The following is a 15,390-nucleotide window of genomic DNA, read 5'->3' as shown; positions in this document are numbered from 1 at the left end:
GCAAGCGGCCTTTTTTATGTTCTTTGCGAGAAATGTCCCAAATTGGGATTTAGATTTGCTATAGTCCCAATGCGGGACTAAGATGCGCGAGATGAGAATCATATCGGTAAGGTCACTCAGGGAGTTCATGACGGCGAACCCCGACTCAGCTCAGCCGTTGAGAGCCTGGATTGATGAAGCGCAAAAGGCCAACTGGTCAAATCCGGCAGACATCAAGGATCAATACCTCAGTGCCAGCATTCTTAAAGGCAGCCGCGTGGTATTCAACATTAAGGGAAATGATTATCGACTGGTTGCGGCCATCGCCTACCCGCAAAAGCTGATGTTTATAAAATTTATCGGCACACACCGGGAATACGATGCCATTGACGCAAATACAGTGGAGCAACGTAAATGACACTGACCATTAAACCTATCCACACCGAACTGGATTACGAAGCGGCTCTTGAGGCAATCTCCCCGCTCTTTGATGATGTCCCTGCGCTGGGTACGCCTGAGAGCGATTATATGATTGTGATGAGTATGCTGATTGAGGCGTGGGAAAAAGAACATTATCCCATTGAAGCTGCTGACCCCATTGAGGCGATAAAATTCCGCATGGAGCAGCAAGGCTTAACGGCAAAAGATCTGGAGCCTGCTATTGGTCGCCGTAATCGCGTTTATGAGGTGTTAAACGGTAAACGCTCTTTGTCCCTGGAGATGATCCGAAATCTCCACAAGCAGTTTGGCATCCCTTTGGAGAGCCTGGTGGGACTTTAAAACACACTTTGCCAGGTGCGCGTTTCTGCGCACCTCGATTTAACTCAGTAACACCGCGTCATACAACATCCATCCGGTTGTCGCGACCAGCGACAGCGCCATCAGGCTATTAAATGCCTGGCGTTTCCACGCCACCTGCAAATGCGTGCGCAGGCGATCGCCCAACGCGGCCCAGATCAGAATGCAGGGCAAGTTCAGCGCGGCGAATCCCAGTAGAACCGTTATCACGCCATTGCTGTTGGCATACATCAATGCCACGTTGGTCACCATTAACCAAGCCTTCGGATTCACCGCCTGAAAGCAGATGCCGCCCACCAGCGTCATCGGGCGAGGGCGTTCACGCGCTTCAGGGGCAGCGGCACGGAAGATTTTCCATGAAAGCCATAGCAAATAACTGCACCCCACTACCGTGAGCGGCAACCGAATCGATGCCATCCAGTGCAGCAGCAGATCCAACGCCATGCTCGCCAGTAGCATCTGTACTGCACATCCCAGCAGAATGCCAAACAGCATGGGCAGAGTGCGCTTAAAGCCAAAATTTACGCCCGACGTGGCCAGCAACAAGTTGTTTGGACCTGGCGTGATCGACATGACGGTGACGTAGCTAAAGAAAGAGGGGTCGAGCATGGTGCGTTCCTTGATGGTCCAGAGTTAACACCATGCTAATGTGTGCAGCGCAATGGAAACAGAGACACAAAACGACTATTGTGATGGATACAGTTACGCAAATTTTAAATTGTACCCATCGCGTGTGGAGGCTTTTGTGTCCCTTCCCCTTTCCTCGGGTCAAACCCTTTATCAGCAGCTGGCAGACAGCTTTGCCGAGTCGATTCATCAAGGCACGTTGAAGCCGGGTAAACGCCTGCCCGCCATTCGCCGTGTGGCGCAGTCTCATCAGGTGAGCGTGAACACGGTGCTGAATGCCTGGCAAATTCTCGAAGATCGCGGCCTGATTGAAGCCAGACCGCAATCAGGCTACTACGTGCGCGGCGTCCTGCCAGCGGTTATTCGTCCGATAAAACCGCTACCAGCGAAAATGAACGATCCCAGCACGCAGAAACTGGACCTGATCGAGCAGGTGTTTGCGGCACAGAACAATCCGGACTACACCAATATTTCCCTGGCCTGCCCGCAGGACAGTGAGCTGTTCCCGTCGGTGCGTTTAGCGCGTATTACCGCCTCTCTGTTACGTCGCGATCCTGCCATGCTGGGACGTTATGCCCTTCCGCCGGGTAGTGAGCGCTTACGGGAGGAGATTGCGCGACGCAGTCTGCATACCGGCATCAATCTTACGGCGCAAGAGATCACTCTCACCCACGGCTGCATGGAAGCGCTGCAACTGGCATTGCGGGCTGTGACAAAACCCGGTGACTGCGTGGGACTGGAGTCCCCCACCTACTTTTTCTTGTTCCCGCTATTGGCATCACTCGGTTTGAAAGCGCTGGAGATACCGACCGATCCAGAGCAAGGCTTGTCGCTGGATGCGCTAGAGATGCTGCTGCAAGAGAAACGTATTCAGGCGCTTATCGCCATGCCAGGCGCACAGAACCCACTCGGCTATGTGATGCCGCTGGAGAATAAAAAGCGGCTGGCGAAGTTAGTAAACACTTACCATATTCCGCTTATCGAAGATGGTTTGTATGACGAGTTGCAGTTTGACTGGCCGCTGTCGCCGCCGGTGAAAGCCTTTGATAGCGAAGGCTGGGTGATTTACTGCACCAGCTTCACCAAAACGGTTGCACCGGATTTCCGTGTGGGCTGGACGGCCGCAGGCCGTTTTCACGACACCATTGCACGCTTGAAAGCGGTGTCATCGATGACGGAGTCAAAGCTCCTGAGTGAAACGCTGGCCGAATTTCTCGCCAGCGGCGGTTACGATCACCATCTGCGTTCGCTGCGACGCCGTTATGCCGCCAATCTTGATGCCGCACGCGGCATTATGGCGCGGCATTTTCCCGTGGGCACGCGCGCTACCCTGCCGCGCGGTGGCTTTGTGTTCTGGGTGGAGCTGCCAGGCAAGGTCGATACCGTGGAGATGTTTCATCGGTTATTGCAGGAGCAGATTTGTGTCACGCCGGGTGCGCTGTACACGTTGAGCGATCGCTACAAGCACGCGCTGCGTCTCTCTTGCTGCTATCCGTTTGATGAACGTTATACGTGGGCAATAAAACGCACCGGCGCGCTGGCCTGTGAAATCACAGGCCTTGCGCCAGGACAGGATCAGGGTTTGCCGTTGCGGCCCCAGGTGGTGTAACCCTCACGCTCGGTCAGGCGCTCATAATAGAGTTGCACGGCCGGGAAATCAGGGTGCTCAAGCGGCGTTTCAAACCAGCGGTTCACCGCAAGGCCGACAGGAATATCGGCCAGCGAGAAGTTGCGGCCTGCGACATAGCGCCCGGTTTTTTGCAGATGCTGGTCGAGAATATTCATGGTGTGCGTCCAGCCTTTAATGGCGGCCGCCAGTAGACGCGGATCCTGATGCGCCGGCGAGTTACGCACCAGCGACATAAACGCATAGCGCCATGAGGTGTTGAGTTCCGTGGCTTGCCAGTCAATCCACTGATCGACCGGCGCACGCGCACGCGGGTTTTCAGGGTAGAGCCAGTCACCGCCGTTGCTGTTGGCGAGATAGCGCAAAATGGCGTTGGATTCCCACATCACGAAGTCATCTTCGATGATGACCGGCACCATGGCGTTGGGATTGAGCGCCATAAATTCCGCCGAGTGCAGTGAGAGTGGGTCTTCACCCCAAGGTTCGTGCTCATATTCGAGGTCGAGTTCTGAGCATAGCCACAGAACTTTACGCACGTTGATTGATGAAGTACGACCCAAGACTTTTAACATAGCGGACTCCGATTCCAGAATTCTTAATCTATTCATAGCCCTGTTGCTGCGCTTGCGCAATAAGCAGGATGTAAATCCCAATTTCAGACAACCTCAACGAGCAAGGAGAGACAATGAAAGTCGCGTTTAAGCAGGTGGATGTATTTACCTCATCAGCGTTTAAGGGCAATCCGCTGGCGGTGATCATGGATGCACAGGGATTAAGCGATGCGCAGTTGGCCGCGATCGCGCGCTGGACCAATTTGTCCGAAACCACCTTTGTGCTCCCGCCTCAAGATGCCGCAGCGGATTACCGGGTACGCATTTTTACCACCGAAGGAGAGTTGCCCTTTGCTGGCCATCCCACCCTCGGCACCGCGCACGCGCTGCTGGAAGCGGGTTGGACGGTAAAAACGCCTGGTAAAATCGTGCAAGAGTGCGGTGTCGGCTTGGTGGATGTGCGCATCAGCGAAGATGGCGCGCTGGCTTTTGCCGCACCGGAAGTCACGCTGACCCCCTTTGATGATGCACTGATGAGCAGTGCGCTGAACAGTGAAGATTTTGATGCCAGCCAGACGCCAACTATTGTGGATATGGGAATTCGCTGGCTGCTGATTCCGATGCGCAGCGCGCAGTCAGTACTGGATGTTCAGGCCAGCGCAGCGGATCTTCAGCGTTTGCATAAACACGCCGACGTCAATGGTACCTCCCTATTTGGCCCACTGCCGGCTGATTGCAGTGAACAGTTTGAAGTGCGCGCGTTGCTGGTTGAGAACGGCAGTTTGACCGAAGATCCGGTCACTGGCAGCGCCAACGCCTGCCTGGCGCGCTACTTTGCCGCGCAGGGTAAAACGCAGGATTATCGCGCGCGTCAGGGCAGCGCCATTCAGCGAGAAGGACGGATTCAGGTAAGCTTCCGCGACGATAAAATTTGGATTGGTGGCCAGACCGTGACGGTGATTGATGGCACCATTGATCTGTAAGGCGCATCAAGGCGTGAAAAAGCAGCCATGCATGTCAATTAAGCGCTTATCGGTCGCCATAAATGGCGACCCTACAGAGTTGAATGCGTTTTTTCGTAGGGTGCGCATTTATTATGCGCACCCTAAAAATCGCACATGATTACAGCGCCTGACCGCCTGAGGCTTCAATACGCTGCGCGTTAACCCAGCCAGTTTCATCGCTCAGGATCGCGCTGATGGCATCACCAATATCATCCGGCAAGCCAACACGACCCAGCGCAGTGACAGAGGCAATATGATTATTGAGATCTTTGGTGTCACGAACACGACCCCCGCCGAAATCCGTTTCAATCGCACCCGGAGCCAGAATGTTGACGCGAATCCGGCGCTCGCCCAACTCTTTCGCCTGATAGCGCGTTAGCACTTCCATGGCACCTTTGATTGAGGCGTAGGTGCCTGATCCCGGCAGCGTCATGCGGGTTAATCCGCTGGAGATATTCAGGATGCGGCCACCATCCACAATCAGTGGCAGTAACTTCTGCGTCAGGAAGAACGGCCCTTTCAGGTGCACATTCACCAACGCATCGAATTCGTCTTCGGTGGTCTCCGCAAACAGCTTGTAGTGACCGTGACCCGCGTTGTTCACTAAATAATCAAAACTGTCTCGCTGCCAGGTTTTCTGCAGTGTCTCTTTGACCTGTGCCACGAAGCTGTCAAAGGTGCTGCTATCGCCTACATCCAGCTGCAGCGCCACCGCACGCGCCCCCAGCGCTTCAATCTCTTGTACTACGGCTTGCGCTTCGTCAGCGTGACCACGATAGGTAAATAAGATATCAGTGCCTTTAGCTGCCAGTTTCAGCGCACCATTCTTGCCTAAACCGCGGTTGCCGCCGGTAATCAATGCAATTTTATGACTCATGTTTCGCTCCAGTTGGAAAATTGAACACGGATTAAGGATATTCGCGAATAATTGATCTATAAACGCATAGGAATACGCAGCACTGTTTCACTAACAACAACAATCGGTGAACAACATGGATAAAATTCACGCAATGCAGGTTTTTGTGCGGGTGGCAGAAATGGGCAGTTTTACCCGTGCGGCAGAAAGTCTGGGTCTGCCTAAAGGCAGCGTATCTCGCCAGTTGCAGGCGCTGGAAAATCAAATGGGCACCCGTCTGCTCCACCGCACCACGCGCCGTGTGCACCTCACCCAAGATGGGTTGGTTTATTACGATCGCTGTCTCGATTTGCTGTCGATGCTCGACGACATGGACAGCCTGTTCCAGCACGACCCCGCCACCTTGAGCGGCAAACTGCGTGTCGATATGTCGGTCGCCATGGCCACCGGTTTTGTCCTGCCGCGTCTGCCAGAGTTCCTGCAACATTATCCCGGCGTTGAGATTGAGCTTAGCAGCAGCGACCGTCAGGTGGATGTGATTCGCGAAGGCTTTGACTGCGTGATTCGGGTGGGTGAGCTGAAAGATTCTGGCCTGATCGCGCGTAAAATCGGATCGCATGCCTTGATTAACTGTGCCAGCCCCGATTACCTTTCCCGCTTCGGCATGCCGGTGCGTCTGGAAGACCTGGCGCAGCACGCGATGGTGCACTACACCCAGCAACTTGGGCAGCCATCATTAGGTTTTGAATATTTCGATGGCAAGCAGTGTCATTACGTACAAACCGGTGGCGTGGTGACCGTGAACAGCACGGAAACTTACCGCGCCGCTTGTATTGCCGGGCTGGGCATTATTCAGGTACCGGCAATCGGTGTGCAGCCACTGCTGGAGTCAGGCCAGTTGGTGGAGGTACTGCATCACTTCCCGGCGAAGCCTATGCCGATTTCGCTACTTTATCCCCATCGTCGCAATGTCGCGCGTCGCGTGCGGGTGTTTATGGAGTGGTTAAGCCAGGTCTTGCAGGAGTATGTGACATAGCAGGCTATAATTTTAATTTCGCAGTGAACAGGATGCATATCGTCTATGACAGACAAACCCACTAAAGACCCTGCGGCTGATAAAAAGCCGCTGATTGATATTAAGACCGGCAACAAAACCGTGGATGGTTCGATTCAGAACGTTTCACGCTTTGCGGCCTGGTTTCAGGCCATCCCGGCAGTGGCGCATTTTATGCGCGCACTGGAACGTTTTAACGATCGTCTCGGAAGTCAGTTTGGCGCGGCGATCACCTACTTCTCTTTCCTGTCACTGATACCGATTTTGATGGTCTCCTTTGCGGCAGTCGGTTTTGTACTGGCGTCGAATCAGGATTTACTCTCAGAGTTGATCAACAAAATCGTTAACAGTATCAGTGACCCCACGCTAGCCAATACCCTGAAAAATACCGTGAATACCGCTATTCAGCAGCGCGCCACCGTAGGCTTGACCGGTTTGCTGCTGGCGCTTTACTCCGGCATAAACTGGATGGGTAATTTGCGCGAGGCGGTGCGCGCCCAGTCACGCGATGTATGGGAGCGCACACCTGATGACCAAGAAAAAATCTGGAAGAAATATGCCCGTGATTTGCTGTCACTGCTCGGTTTGATGCTGGCGCTAGTGATTACGCTGTCACTGACCTCGATTGCCGGTGCCGCACAAAACGCCATCGTCAATGCCTTAGGGCTGGAAGATATCGAGTGGCTGCGTCCGGCGATGACCATTATTGCGCTGTCGATCTCCATCTTCGCCAACTATCTGCTATTCCTGTGGATTTTCTGGATTCTGCCGCGCCACAAGCCGCGTAAAAAAGCGCTGTTCCGCGGCACGCTGCTGGCGGCGATTGGCTTTGAGGTGATTAAGTTTGTCATGACATTAACGCTGCCGAAACTGGCGACCTCGCCGTCTGGTGCCGCCTTTGGTTCCGTGCTGGGGTTAATGGCATTTTTCTATTTCTTTGCGCGCCTGACCCTGTTCTGCGCCGCGTGGATCGCCACGGCAAAGTACAAGGATGATAAGGAATTGCCACCGCCGCATCCGGGCAAATAAGCGAGCAAGTTTGTTACATTTGCCGCAACAGCTAAAAATGTTTCCTGCTGGCTACAAATTCAGCAAAAACCAGCAGGAAACGCTAAAGGGTCACTTTAATTTGGCCCTTTTGCAGAGATTCCCGCCAAAAAAGTGACACTTCCCGTTCCCATCCGCCGCCGATTGCCGCAACTCAGAGATTATCCACTTTTTCGCCGAAAATGCCTGTTCTGACGCGGTTTTTCGCCATTGAATGCAGCAAAACAGGTGCGTAAGATTCTCTGTCTACATTTACAATTAAGAAACAGTTATGCAAGCCTCCATCACAGAAACACTCGACAATAAACACGACGACACGCCCGTCAATTCCCGTGGCAAAGTGGTCGTGGCATCGCTTGTCGGCACCGCTATCGAATTCTTCGATTTCTATATTTATGCCACTGCGGCCGTCATCATCTTCCCGCACATTTTCTTCCCGCAGGGCGATCCTACTGTTGCCACGCTACAGTCGCTGGCAACCTTTGCTATCGCCTTCGTCGCGCGCCCAATTGGTTCTGCGCTGTTCGGACACTTTGGCGATCGCGTGGGCCGTAAAGCGACCCTGGTTGCGTCACTCCTCACCATGGGCGTCTCCACTGTTTTGATCGGCCTACTGCCGAGCTATCAAACCATTGGTGTTGCCGCGCCGCTGCTGTTAGCGCTGGCACGTTTTGGTCAGGGCCTGGGTTTAGGCGGCGAATGGGGCGGTGCTGCACTGCTTGCCACCGAAAATGCCCCAGCGAAAAAACGCGCGTTGTATGGTTCGTTCCCACAACTGGGCGCACCGATTGGCTTCTTCTTCGCTAACGGCACCTTCCTGCTGCTCTCCTGGCTGCTGACTGATGAGCAGTTTATGAGCTGGGGCTGGCGTGTACCCTTTATTCTCTCTGCTGTGCTGGTGTTGATTGGCCTGTATGTGCGTGTGTCACTGCATGAAAGCCCAGTGTTTGCCAAAGTGCAGAAAGAGAACAAGCAAGTCAAAATGCCGATTGGTACGCTGCTGAGCAAGCATCTGACCGCGACCATTCTCGGCACCTTCATCATGCTGGCCACCTATACCCTGTTCTATATTATGACGGTGTACTCCATGAGCTACGGCACAGCACCTGCACCTGCGGGCTTGGGCTATTCACGTAATAGCTTCCTGTGGATGTTGATGGTGGCGGTGATTGGTTTTGGCGTGATGGTGCCGATTGCGGGCCTGCTGGCAGACCGCTATGGCCGTCGTCGTACCATGATCACCATTACGCTGATGATTATCGCCTTTGCCCTAATGTTCCCTGTGCTGCTGGGTTCAGGTTCGCAGATTCTGGTGATGGGCTTCCTGCTGCTGGGCCTGAGCATTATGGGGCTGACGTTTGGCCCAATGGGCGCACTGCTGCCGGAGCTGTTCCCGACTGAAGTGCGTTATACCGGCGCGTCATTCTCATACAACCTGTCGTCGATTTTGGGCGCGTCCGTGGCACCGTATATCGCCACCTGGCTGAATGCGAACTACGGCTTGCAGGCGGTGGGCTTCTATCTGGCATCCATGGCGGTACTGACGCTGATCGCGCTGATTGCCTGTAAAGAGACGCGTAATCAGACGCTGTATGAAGCGGTGTGATGGTGGCTGTTTAGCGTGATGAAACCCGGCTCAGGCCGGGTTTTTTATTGGCTGGGGTTGGGTACGGTTTGCACGGTGCGCATAGATAACACTTAAGACCGGGCACATGGGTAACAGTGATAAATGTGTCATGGCCCCAGACGGCGTTATCATCACAGCTTAACTGACAAGCATTACGCCCAAAATGCTGTGCAGTGTTAACACTAAAGTACGGATTCCAGACATAAAAAACCCCGGCAAGCCGGGGTTCTTCGTGTGCTGAAAACGGTGTCGTGTGTGGCTTAGCCTGCAACCGCGATACGTTTCATATCAGTCATATAGCCACGCAGTTTACGACCAACCGATTCGATTGGGTGCTGACGAACGGCTTCGTTAACGTCACGCAGTTGCGCGTTATCAACCTGAGTGCCTTCAATCGCTTTGCCCAGATCGCCCGGCTGCAGGGTGGTCATGAACTCTTTCAGCAGCGGTACGGCCGCGAAGGAGAACAGGTAGTTACCGTATTCTGCGGTATCAGAGATAACCACGTTCATTTCATACAGACGCTTACGTGCGATGGTGTTCGCAATCAGCGGCAGCTCGTGCAGTGATTCGTAGTAAGCAGACTCTTCGATGATGCCCGCGTCGATCATGGTTTCGAAGGCCAACTCAACGCCCGCTTTCACCATCGCAACCATCACAACGCCTTTATCGTAGTATTCCTGCTCTTCGATTTTACCGTCGAACTGTGGTGCGTTTTCGAATGCAGTTGCACCAGTCTCTTCACGCCAGGTCAGCAGGTTTTTATCGTCGTTGGCCCAGTCAGCCATCATGCCTGAAGAGAATTCGCCAGAAATGATGTCATCCATATGCTTCTGGAACAGTGGCGCCATGATGGTTTTCAGCTGCTCAGACAGCGCATAAGCACGGATTTTCGCCGGGTTAGACAGGCGATCCATCATCAGGGTGATGCCACCAAACTTCAGTGATTCGGTGATGGTTTCCCAGCCGAACTGAATCAGTTTTTCGGTGTAAGCCGCATCGTGACCTTCAGCCACCAGCTTATCGAAGCACAGCAGAGAACCGGCCTGCAGCATACCGCACAGGATAGTCTGCTCGCCCATCAGGTCAGATTTCACTTCTGCAACGAACGAAGACTCCAGCACGCCCGCACGGTCACCGCCGGTTGCCGCAGCCCAAGCTTTAGCAATCGCCAGGCCTTCGCCTTTAGGATCGTTTTCTGGGTGAACGGCGATCAGGGTTGGTACACCGAAACCACGCTTGTACTCTTCACGCACTTCAGTACCTGGGCACTTCGGCGCCACCATCACTACGGTGATGTCTTTACGGATGGTCTCGCCTGATTCAACAATGTTGAAACCGTGTGAGTAACCCAGTGCTGCGCCATCTTTCATCAGTGGCTGAACCGCTTTAACGACTGCAGAGTGCTGCTTGTCTGGCGTCAGGTTAACGACCAGATCCGCCTGCGGGATCAGCTCTTCGTAAGTACCCACTTTAAAACCGTTATCGGTCGCTTTGCGGAAAGAAGCACGCTTCTCAGCAATCGCTTCTGCGCGCAGGGCGTAAGCGATATCCAGACCAGAGTCACGCATGTTCAGGCCCTGGTTCAGACCCTGAGCGCCACAGCCAACGATAACGACTTTTTTACCTTTCAGGAAACTTGCGCCGTCTGCGAATTCATCGCGTGACATGAAACGACATTTGCCTAACTGCGCTAACTGGTTGCGCAGATTCAATGTGTTGAAGTAGTTAGCCATGGGTACTCCGGTTAGATGTTGTGTTTGCTTTTGTTCAGTAACGACACTGCGTTCAGTGCCGCGAATGACCCCATCATATGACAGGAAATCCGTTGCTTAAATTGATATATTAACAACGTCACATTGCAGAATTTGCAACAACACGTTGAGGTGAAATGCGCATGGATTTACGAGACCTGAAACTCTTTCTTCATCTGGCCGAAAGCTGCCATTTTGGCCGCACCGCGCGTGCCATGCATGTTAGCCCATCCACGCTATCCCGCCAGATTCAGCGCCTGGAAGAAGATGTCGGTCACGCGTTGTTTCTGCGTGATAACCGCACGGTAACGCTCACGGAAGCGGGAGAGCGCCTCAAACAATTTGCTCAGCAAACCTTGCTGCAGTATCAGCAACTGCGCCACGTGATGGATCTGAATGGACCCTCGCTCAGCGGTGAGCTGCGCCTGTTCTGCTCAGTGACCGCGGCCTATAGTCATCTACCGCCGATTCTCGACCGCTTCCGTGCCGAGCATCCTCAGGTGGAGATCAAACTCACCACCGGTGACGCCGCTGACGCGATTGAGATGGTGCAATCCGGCGAAGCGGATCTGGCGATCGCCGGTCGTCCCGAGTCGCTGCCTGCCAGCATAGATTTTACGCCATTAGGCATCATTCCGCTGGTGCTGATCGCCCCGGCACTGCCTTGTCCGGTACGCAGCCAGGCCACTCAGGACGATCCAGACTGGTCACAGATTCCGTTTATTCTGCCGGAACAAGGGCCTGCGCGACGCGGTATCGATTTGTGGTTCCGTCGCCATCGCATTCCCAATCCGCAAATTTATGCCACGGTCTCTGGGCATGAGGCGATTGTTTCGATGGTGGCGCTGGGATGTGGTATTGCGTTGTTGCCGGATGTGGTACTGGAGAATAGCCCGGAACCGGTGCGTAATCGTGTGTTGACGCTGGAGAATGTCGAGTCGGTCGCGCCGCTTGAATTAGGCGTGTGCGTACAAAAAAAGCGGCTCGGGGAGCCGCTTATCAATGCGTTCTGGAACCTGCTGTAACTACTGCCCGGCGAGGAAGAAACGGAATGCCGGGTTGTTCGCCTCATCGTGCCATTCGTAACCCAATGCAGTGAGATGGGTGTCGAAATTCGGCTCCTGGTCGTTAGCTTCGAATGCCACCAGCACGCGGCCAAAATCGGTACCGTGGCTGCGATAGTGGAACAGTGAGATATTCCAGTGCGCGCCGAGCGTCTGCAAAAACTTCAGCAGTGCGCCCGGTGCTTCCGGGAATTCAAAACTGAACAGGCGCTCACGCAGCGGTTTCGACGGACGTCCACCGACCATGTAGCGCACATGCAGTTTTGCCATTTCGTCGTCCGACAGATCCACGACGTTATAACCACTTTCAGTCAATTGGTTGATGATTTCGCTGCGCTCTTCCAGCCCGCGTGTTAAGCGCACACCGACGAAGATGCAGGCGTTATCCGCATCCGCATAACGGTAGTTGAACTCGGTGATGGAGCGACCACCCAGCGTCTGGCAGAACTTGAGGAAACTGCCCTGCTGCTCTGGGATCGTCACCGCCAGTAACGCCTCGCGCTGTTCGCCAATTTCACAGCGTTCCGACACATAGCGCAGACCGTGGAAGTTGACGTTCGCGCCTGACAAGACGTGCGCCAGGCGCTCGCCTTTGATGTCGTGCTGCTGGATATACTTCTTCATACCCGCCAGCGCCAGCGCACCTGAAGGTTCCGCCACCGCACGCACGTCTTCAAACAGGTCTTTCACCGCTGCGCAGATGGCATCGCTATCTACGGTGATGATGTCATCGAGATACTCTTTGCACAGACGGAACGTTTCACTGCCGATGCGCTTTACCGCCACACCTTCAGCAAACAAGCCGACGCGTGCCAAATCCACCGGCTCACCGGCATCCAGTGCCGCTTTCAGGCAGGCTGAATCTTCCGACTCCACCGCGATCACTTTGATCTGCGGCATCAGCTGTTTGATCAGCACTGCCACGCCCGCTGCCAGACCGCCGCCACCGACCGGCACGAATACCCGATCGATATGCGCATCTTGTTGCAGCAGTTCCATCGCCAGCGTGCCCTGCCCGGCAATCACCGCCGGATGGTCGAACGGATGGACAAAGGTGTACCCCTGCTGCTCAGCCAGCTCAATCGCTTTGGCTTTCGCCTCATCGAAATTGGCACCAAATAGATAAGCCTCACCGCCAAATGCGCGCACTGCATCAACCTTGATGTCTGCCGTGGCCAACGGCATCACAATCAGTGATTTGATGCCCAGCGTGCTGGCTGAAAGCGCCACACCCTGCGCGTGGTTGCCGGCCGAAGCCGTGATCACGCCGCGTGCTTTTTGCTCTTCAGTCAGTCCGGCAATCATCGCGTACGCCCCACGCAGCTTAAAGCTGTGTACTGGCTGGCGATCCTCGCGCTTCACCAAAATGGTGTTGCCGAGACGCGATGAAATTTTTTCCATTTTTTGCAGCGGCGTGACCTGGGCAATTTCGTACACAGGGGCACGCAGCACCGCGCGCAAATACTCCGCGCCGTTCGGCGACGCGGGTAGCGGTTGAGACTCAGCCATCAGTTGTTAGCCTCCCAGCTTGGACTTATCGCGCACCGCACCTTTGTCAGCGCTGGTCGCGAGGGATGCATAGGCGCGTAACGCGAAGGAAACAGCACGTTCGCGGTTGTGCGGGGTGTAAGCCGCTTCGCCACGCGCCAGCTCTTTTTCACGACGAGCATGGATTTCGTTGTCTGGCAGATCCAGATGGATACGACGGTTCGGGATATCCAGCTCGATCATGTCGCCATCCTGGATCAGCGCAATGGTGCCGCCGCTCGCTGCTTCAGGCGAGATGTGTCCCACAGAGAGGCCGGAAGAACCGCCGGAGAAGCGACCATCGGTGATCAACGCACAAGCTTTACCCAAGCCCATGGATTTCAGATAGGTGGTCGGATACAGCATTTCCTGCATGCCAGGACCGCCTTTAGGCCCTTCGTAACGGATGACAACGCAATCGCCAGCCACCACTTTACCGCCGAGGATCGCCTCTACCGCATCATCCTGGCTTTCGTAAACTTTTGCCGGGCCTTTAAAGGTCAGCAGCTCAGCGTCAACGCTGGCGGTTTTTACGATACAACCATCTTCAGAGATGTTGCCGTACAGCACGGCCAGGCCACCATCCTGAGAGAACGCGTGTTCGCGGGTACGGATACAACCCTCTACACGGTCATCATCCAGCGTGTCCCAACGGCAATCCTGCGAGAAGGCCTGAGTAGTACGGATACCGGCCGGACCGGCGCGGAACATCTTCTTCACCGCTTCGTCTTGGGTCAGCATGATGTCGTACTGATCCAGGGTTTCGCGCATGCTCTGCTGCAAAACGTTGCGCGCAGTGGTGTCGATCAGCCCTGCACGATCCAGCTCGCCCAGAATGGCGACAACGCCACCGGCGCGGTGTACGTCTTCCATGTGATATTTCGGCGTACTCGGTGCCACTTTGCACAGGTGTGGCACTTTGCGTGAGAGGCGATCGATATCCGACATGTTGAACTCGATTTCGCCTTCCTGCGCCGCTGCCAACAGGTGCAGAACGGTGTTGGTGGAACCGCCCATGGCGATATCCAGCGTCATCGCGTTCTCAAACGCGGCTTTGGTGGCGATGTTGCGCGGCAGTACGCGCTCATCATCCTGCTCGTAATACTTTTTGGTCAGGCTAACGATGCGTTTACCGGCGTTGAGGAACAGCTCTTTACGGTCGGCATGCGTGGCCAGCAGTGAACCGTTGCCCGGTTGCGCCAGACCCAGCGCTTCGGCCAGACAGTTCATCGAGTTGGCGGTGAACATACCGGAGCACGAACCGCAGGTCGGACAGGCAGAACGTTCGATTTTATCGCTATCGGCGTCACTGACGTTCGGGTTGGCGCCCTGAATCATCGCATCGACCAGATCCAGCTTGATGATTTTGTCGGACAGCTTGGTTTTACCGGCTTCCATCGGACCGCCGGAAACAAAGATCACTGGGATGTTGAGGCGCAGTGACGCCATCAGCATGCCCGGGGTGATTTTGTCGCAGTTAGAAATACACACCATGGCATCGGCGCAGTGCGCGTTAACCATGTACTCCACGGAGTCGGCGATCAGCTCGCGCGAAGGCAGTGAATACAGCATGCCGCCATGACCCATGGCGATACCGTCATCCACCGCGATGGTGTTGAACTCTTTAGCGACACCACCGGCAGCTTCGATTTGCTCCGCCACCAGCTTACCCATGTCGCGCAGGTGCACGTGGCCCGGCACGAATTGGGTGAATGAGTTAACCACTGCGATAATCGGCTTACCGAAATCGGCGTCGGTCATTCCTGTGGCGCGCCACAGGGCACGTGCACCCGCCATATTACGGCCATGGGTGGTGGTGGCAGAACGGTACTTAGGCATGCTCTATTTACTCCAGTCTGAAATATGACGCGGGCG

General features: G+C 54.7%; 14 protein-coding genes. 8 read left to right on the top strand and 6 right to left on the bottom strand.

Going from position 1 to position 15,390, the window contains the following annotated elements; genetic code table 11:
* The first annotated feature begins 91 nt into the window (after positions 1–91).
* Together LK04_RS19850 and LK04_RS19845 are read left to right on the top strand one after the other, a co-directional pair.
* Positions 92–397, top strand: a complete 306-nt coding sequence (locus LK04_RS19850) for a type II toxin-antitoxin system HigB family toxin (protein WP_039333393.1) — start codon at positions 92–94, stop codon at positions 395–397.
* On the top strand, positions 394–759 hold the full coding sequence (locus LK04_RS19845; protein ID WP_081998112.1) for a helix-turn-helix domain-containing protein: 366 nt from the start codon (positions 394–396) through the stop codon (positions 757–759). Before LK04_RS19850 ends, LK04_RS19845 begins: the two co-directional genes overlap by 4 nt.
* Positions 760–798: 39 nt before the next feature.
* On the opposite strand, the gene LK04_RS19840 is transcribed toward LK04_RS19845, so the two are convergent.
* Positions 799–1,386 carry a LysE family translocator gene (locus LK04_RS19840; RefSeq protein WP_039333373.1) on the bottom strand — a complete coding sequence of 196 codons (588 nt, stop codon included), beginning with the start codon at positions 1,384–1,386 and terminating at the stop codon, positions 799–801.
* A gap of 136 nt (positions 1,387–1,522) precedes the next feature.
* Between LK04_RS19840 and LK04_RS19835 the strand changes: the two genes are divergently transcribed.
* Complete coding sequence (locus LK04_RS19835) at positions 1,523–3,013, top strand: PLP-dependent aminotransferase family protein (protein WP_039333375.1); 1,491 nt, start codon at positions 1,523–1,525, stop codon at positions 3,011–3,013.
* Here LK04_RS19835 and LK04_RS19830 read toward each other — a convergent pair.
* Positions 2,980–3,603 (bottom strand): glutathione S-transferase family protein, encoded by a 624-nt coding sequence (locus tag LK04_RS19830; protein ID WP_039333378.1) that lies wholly within the window; start codon positions 3,601–3,603, stop codon positions 2,980–2,982. The two genes, LK04_RS19835 and LK04_RS19830, sit on opposite strands and share 34 nt — an antisense overlap.
* A 113-nt stretch (positions 3,604–3,716) precedes the next feature.
* On the opposite strand from LK04_RS19830, the gene LK04_RS19825 reads away from it, so the two are divergent.
* Positions 3,717–4,565: a PhzF family phenazine biosynthesis protein gene (locus LK04_RS19825; RefSeq protein ID WP_039333379.1), complete on the top strand. Its 849-nt coding sequence runs from the start codon at positions 3,717–3,719 to the stop codon at positions 4,563–4,565.
* 139 nt (positions 4,566–4,704) lie between these two features.
* On the opposite strand, the gene LK04_RS19820 is transcribed toward LK04_RS19825, so the two are convergent.
* The gene (locus LK04_RS19820; RefSeq protein WP_039333381.1) at positions 4,705–5,463 is read right to left on the bottom strand and encodes an SDR family NAD(P)-dependent oxidoreductase; all 759 of its coding nucleotides are present in this window, start codon (positions 5,461–5,463) and stop codon (positions 4,705–4,707) included.
* A gap of 115 nt (positions 5,464–5,578) precedes the next feature.
* Between LK04_RS19820 and LK04_RS19815 the strand changes: the two genes are divergently transcribed.
* The 3 genes from LK04_RS19815 to LK04_RS19805 all read left to right on the top strand — a co-directional run bounded on the left by LK04_RS19815 (position 5,579) and on the right by LK04_RS19805 (position 9,149).
* Positions 5,579–6,478, top strand: a complete 900-nt coding sequence (locus tag LK04_RS19815) for a LysR family transcriptional regulator (RefSeq protein WP_039333382.1) — start codon at positions 5,579–5,581, stop codon at positions 6,476–6,478.
* A 45-nt stretch (positions 6,479–6,523) separates the two neighbouring features.
* On the top strand, positions 6,524–7,525 hold the full coding sequence (yhjD, locus tag LK04_RS19810) for an inner membrane protein YhjD (RefSeq protein ID WP_039333383.1): 1,002 nt from the start codon (positions 6,524–6,526) through the stop codon (positions 7,523–7,525).
* Between the two features lie 289 nt (positions 7,526–7,814).
* Entirely contained in the window at positions 7,815–9,149 is a 1,335-nt protein-coding gene (locus LK04_RS19805; protein ID WP_039333384.1) for an MFS transporter, read from the top strand.
* A 281-nt stretch (positions 9,150–9,430) separates the two neighbouring features.
* On the opposite strand, the gene ilvC is transcribed toward LK04_RS19805, so the two are convergent.
* On the bottom strand, positions 9,431–10,906 hold the full coding sequence (gene ilvC / locus LK04_RS19800) for a ketol-acid reductoisomerase (protein WP_039333385.1): 1,476 nt from the start codon (positions 10,904–10,906) through the stop codon (positions 9,431–9,433).
* Positions 10,907–11,067: 161 nt separating this feature from the next.
* Here ilvC and ilvY point away from each other — a divergent pair, with 161 nt between their 5' ends.
* On the top strand, positions 11,068–11,949 hold the full coding sequence (gene ilvY / locus LK04_RS19795; protein ID WP_039333397.1) for an HTH-type transcriptional activator IlvY: 882 nt from the start codon (positions 11,068–11,070) through the stop codon (positions 11,947–11,949).
* Here ilvY and ilvA read toward each other — a convergent pair whose 3' ends face one another.
* Entirely contained in the window at positions 11,950–13,497 is a 1,548-nt protein-coding gene (gene ilvA / locus LK04_RS19790) for a threonine ammonia-lyase, biosynthetic (RefSeq protein ID WP_039333386.1), read from the bottom strand.
* 6 nt (positions 13,498–13,503) lie between these two features.
* Complete coding sequence (gene ilvD / locus LK04_RS19785; protein ID WP_039333387.1) at positions 13,504–15,354, bottom strand: dihydroxy-acid dehydratase; 1,851 nt, start codon at positions 15,352–15,354, stop codon at positions 13,504–13,506.
* Positions 15,355–15,390: the final 36 nt, after the last annotated feature.

The sequence above is a fragment of the Pantoea vagans genome (genome assembly GCF_001506165.1).
Lineage (GTDB): Bacteria > Pseudomonadota > Gammaproteobacteria > Enterobacterales > Enterobacteriaceae > Pantoea > Pantoea vagans_C.
This window is presented reverse-complemented; position numbering and strand designations above follow the sequence as displayed.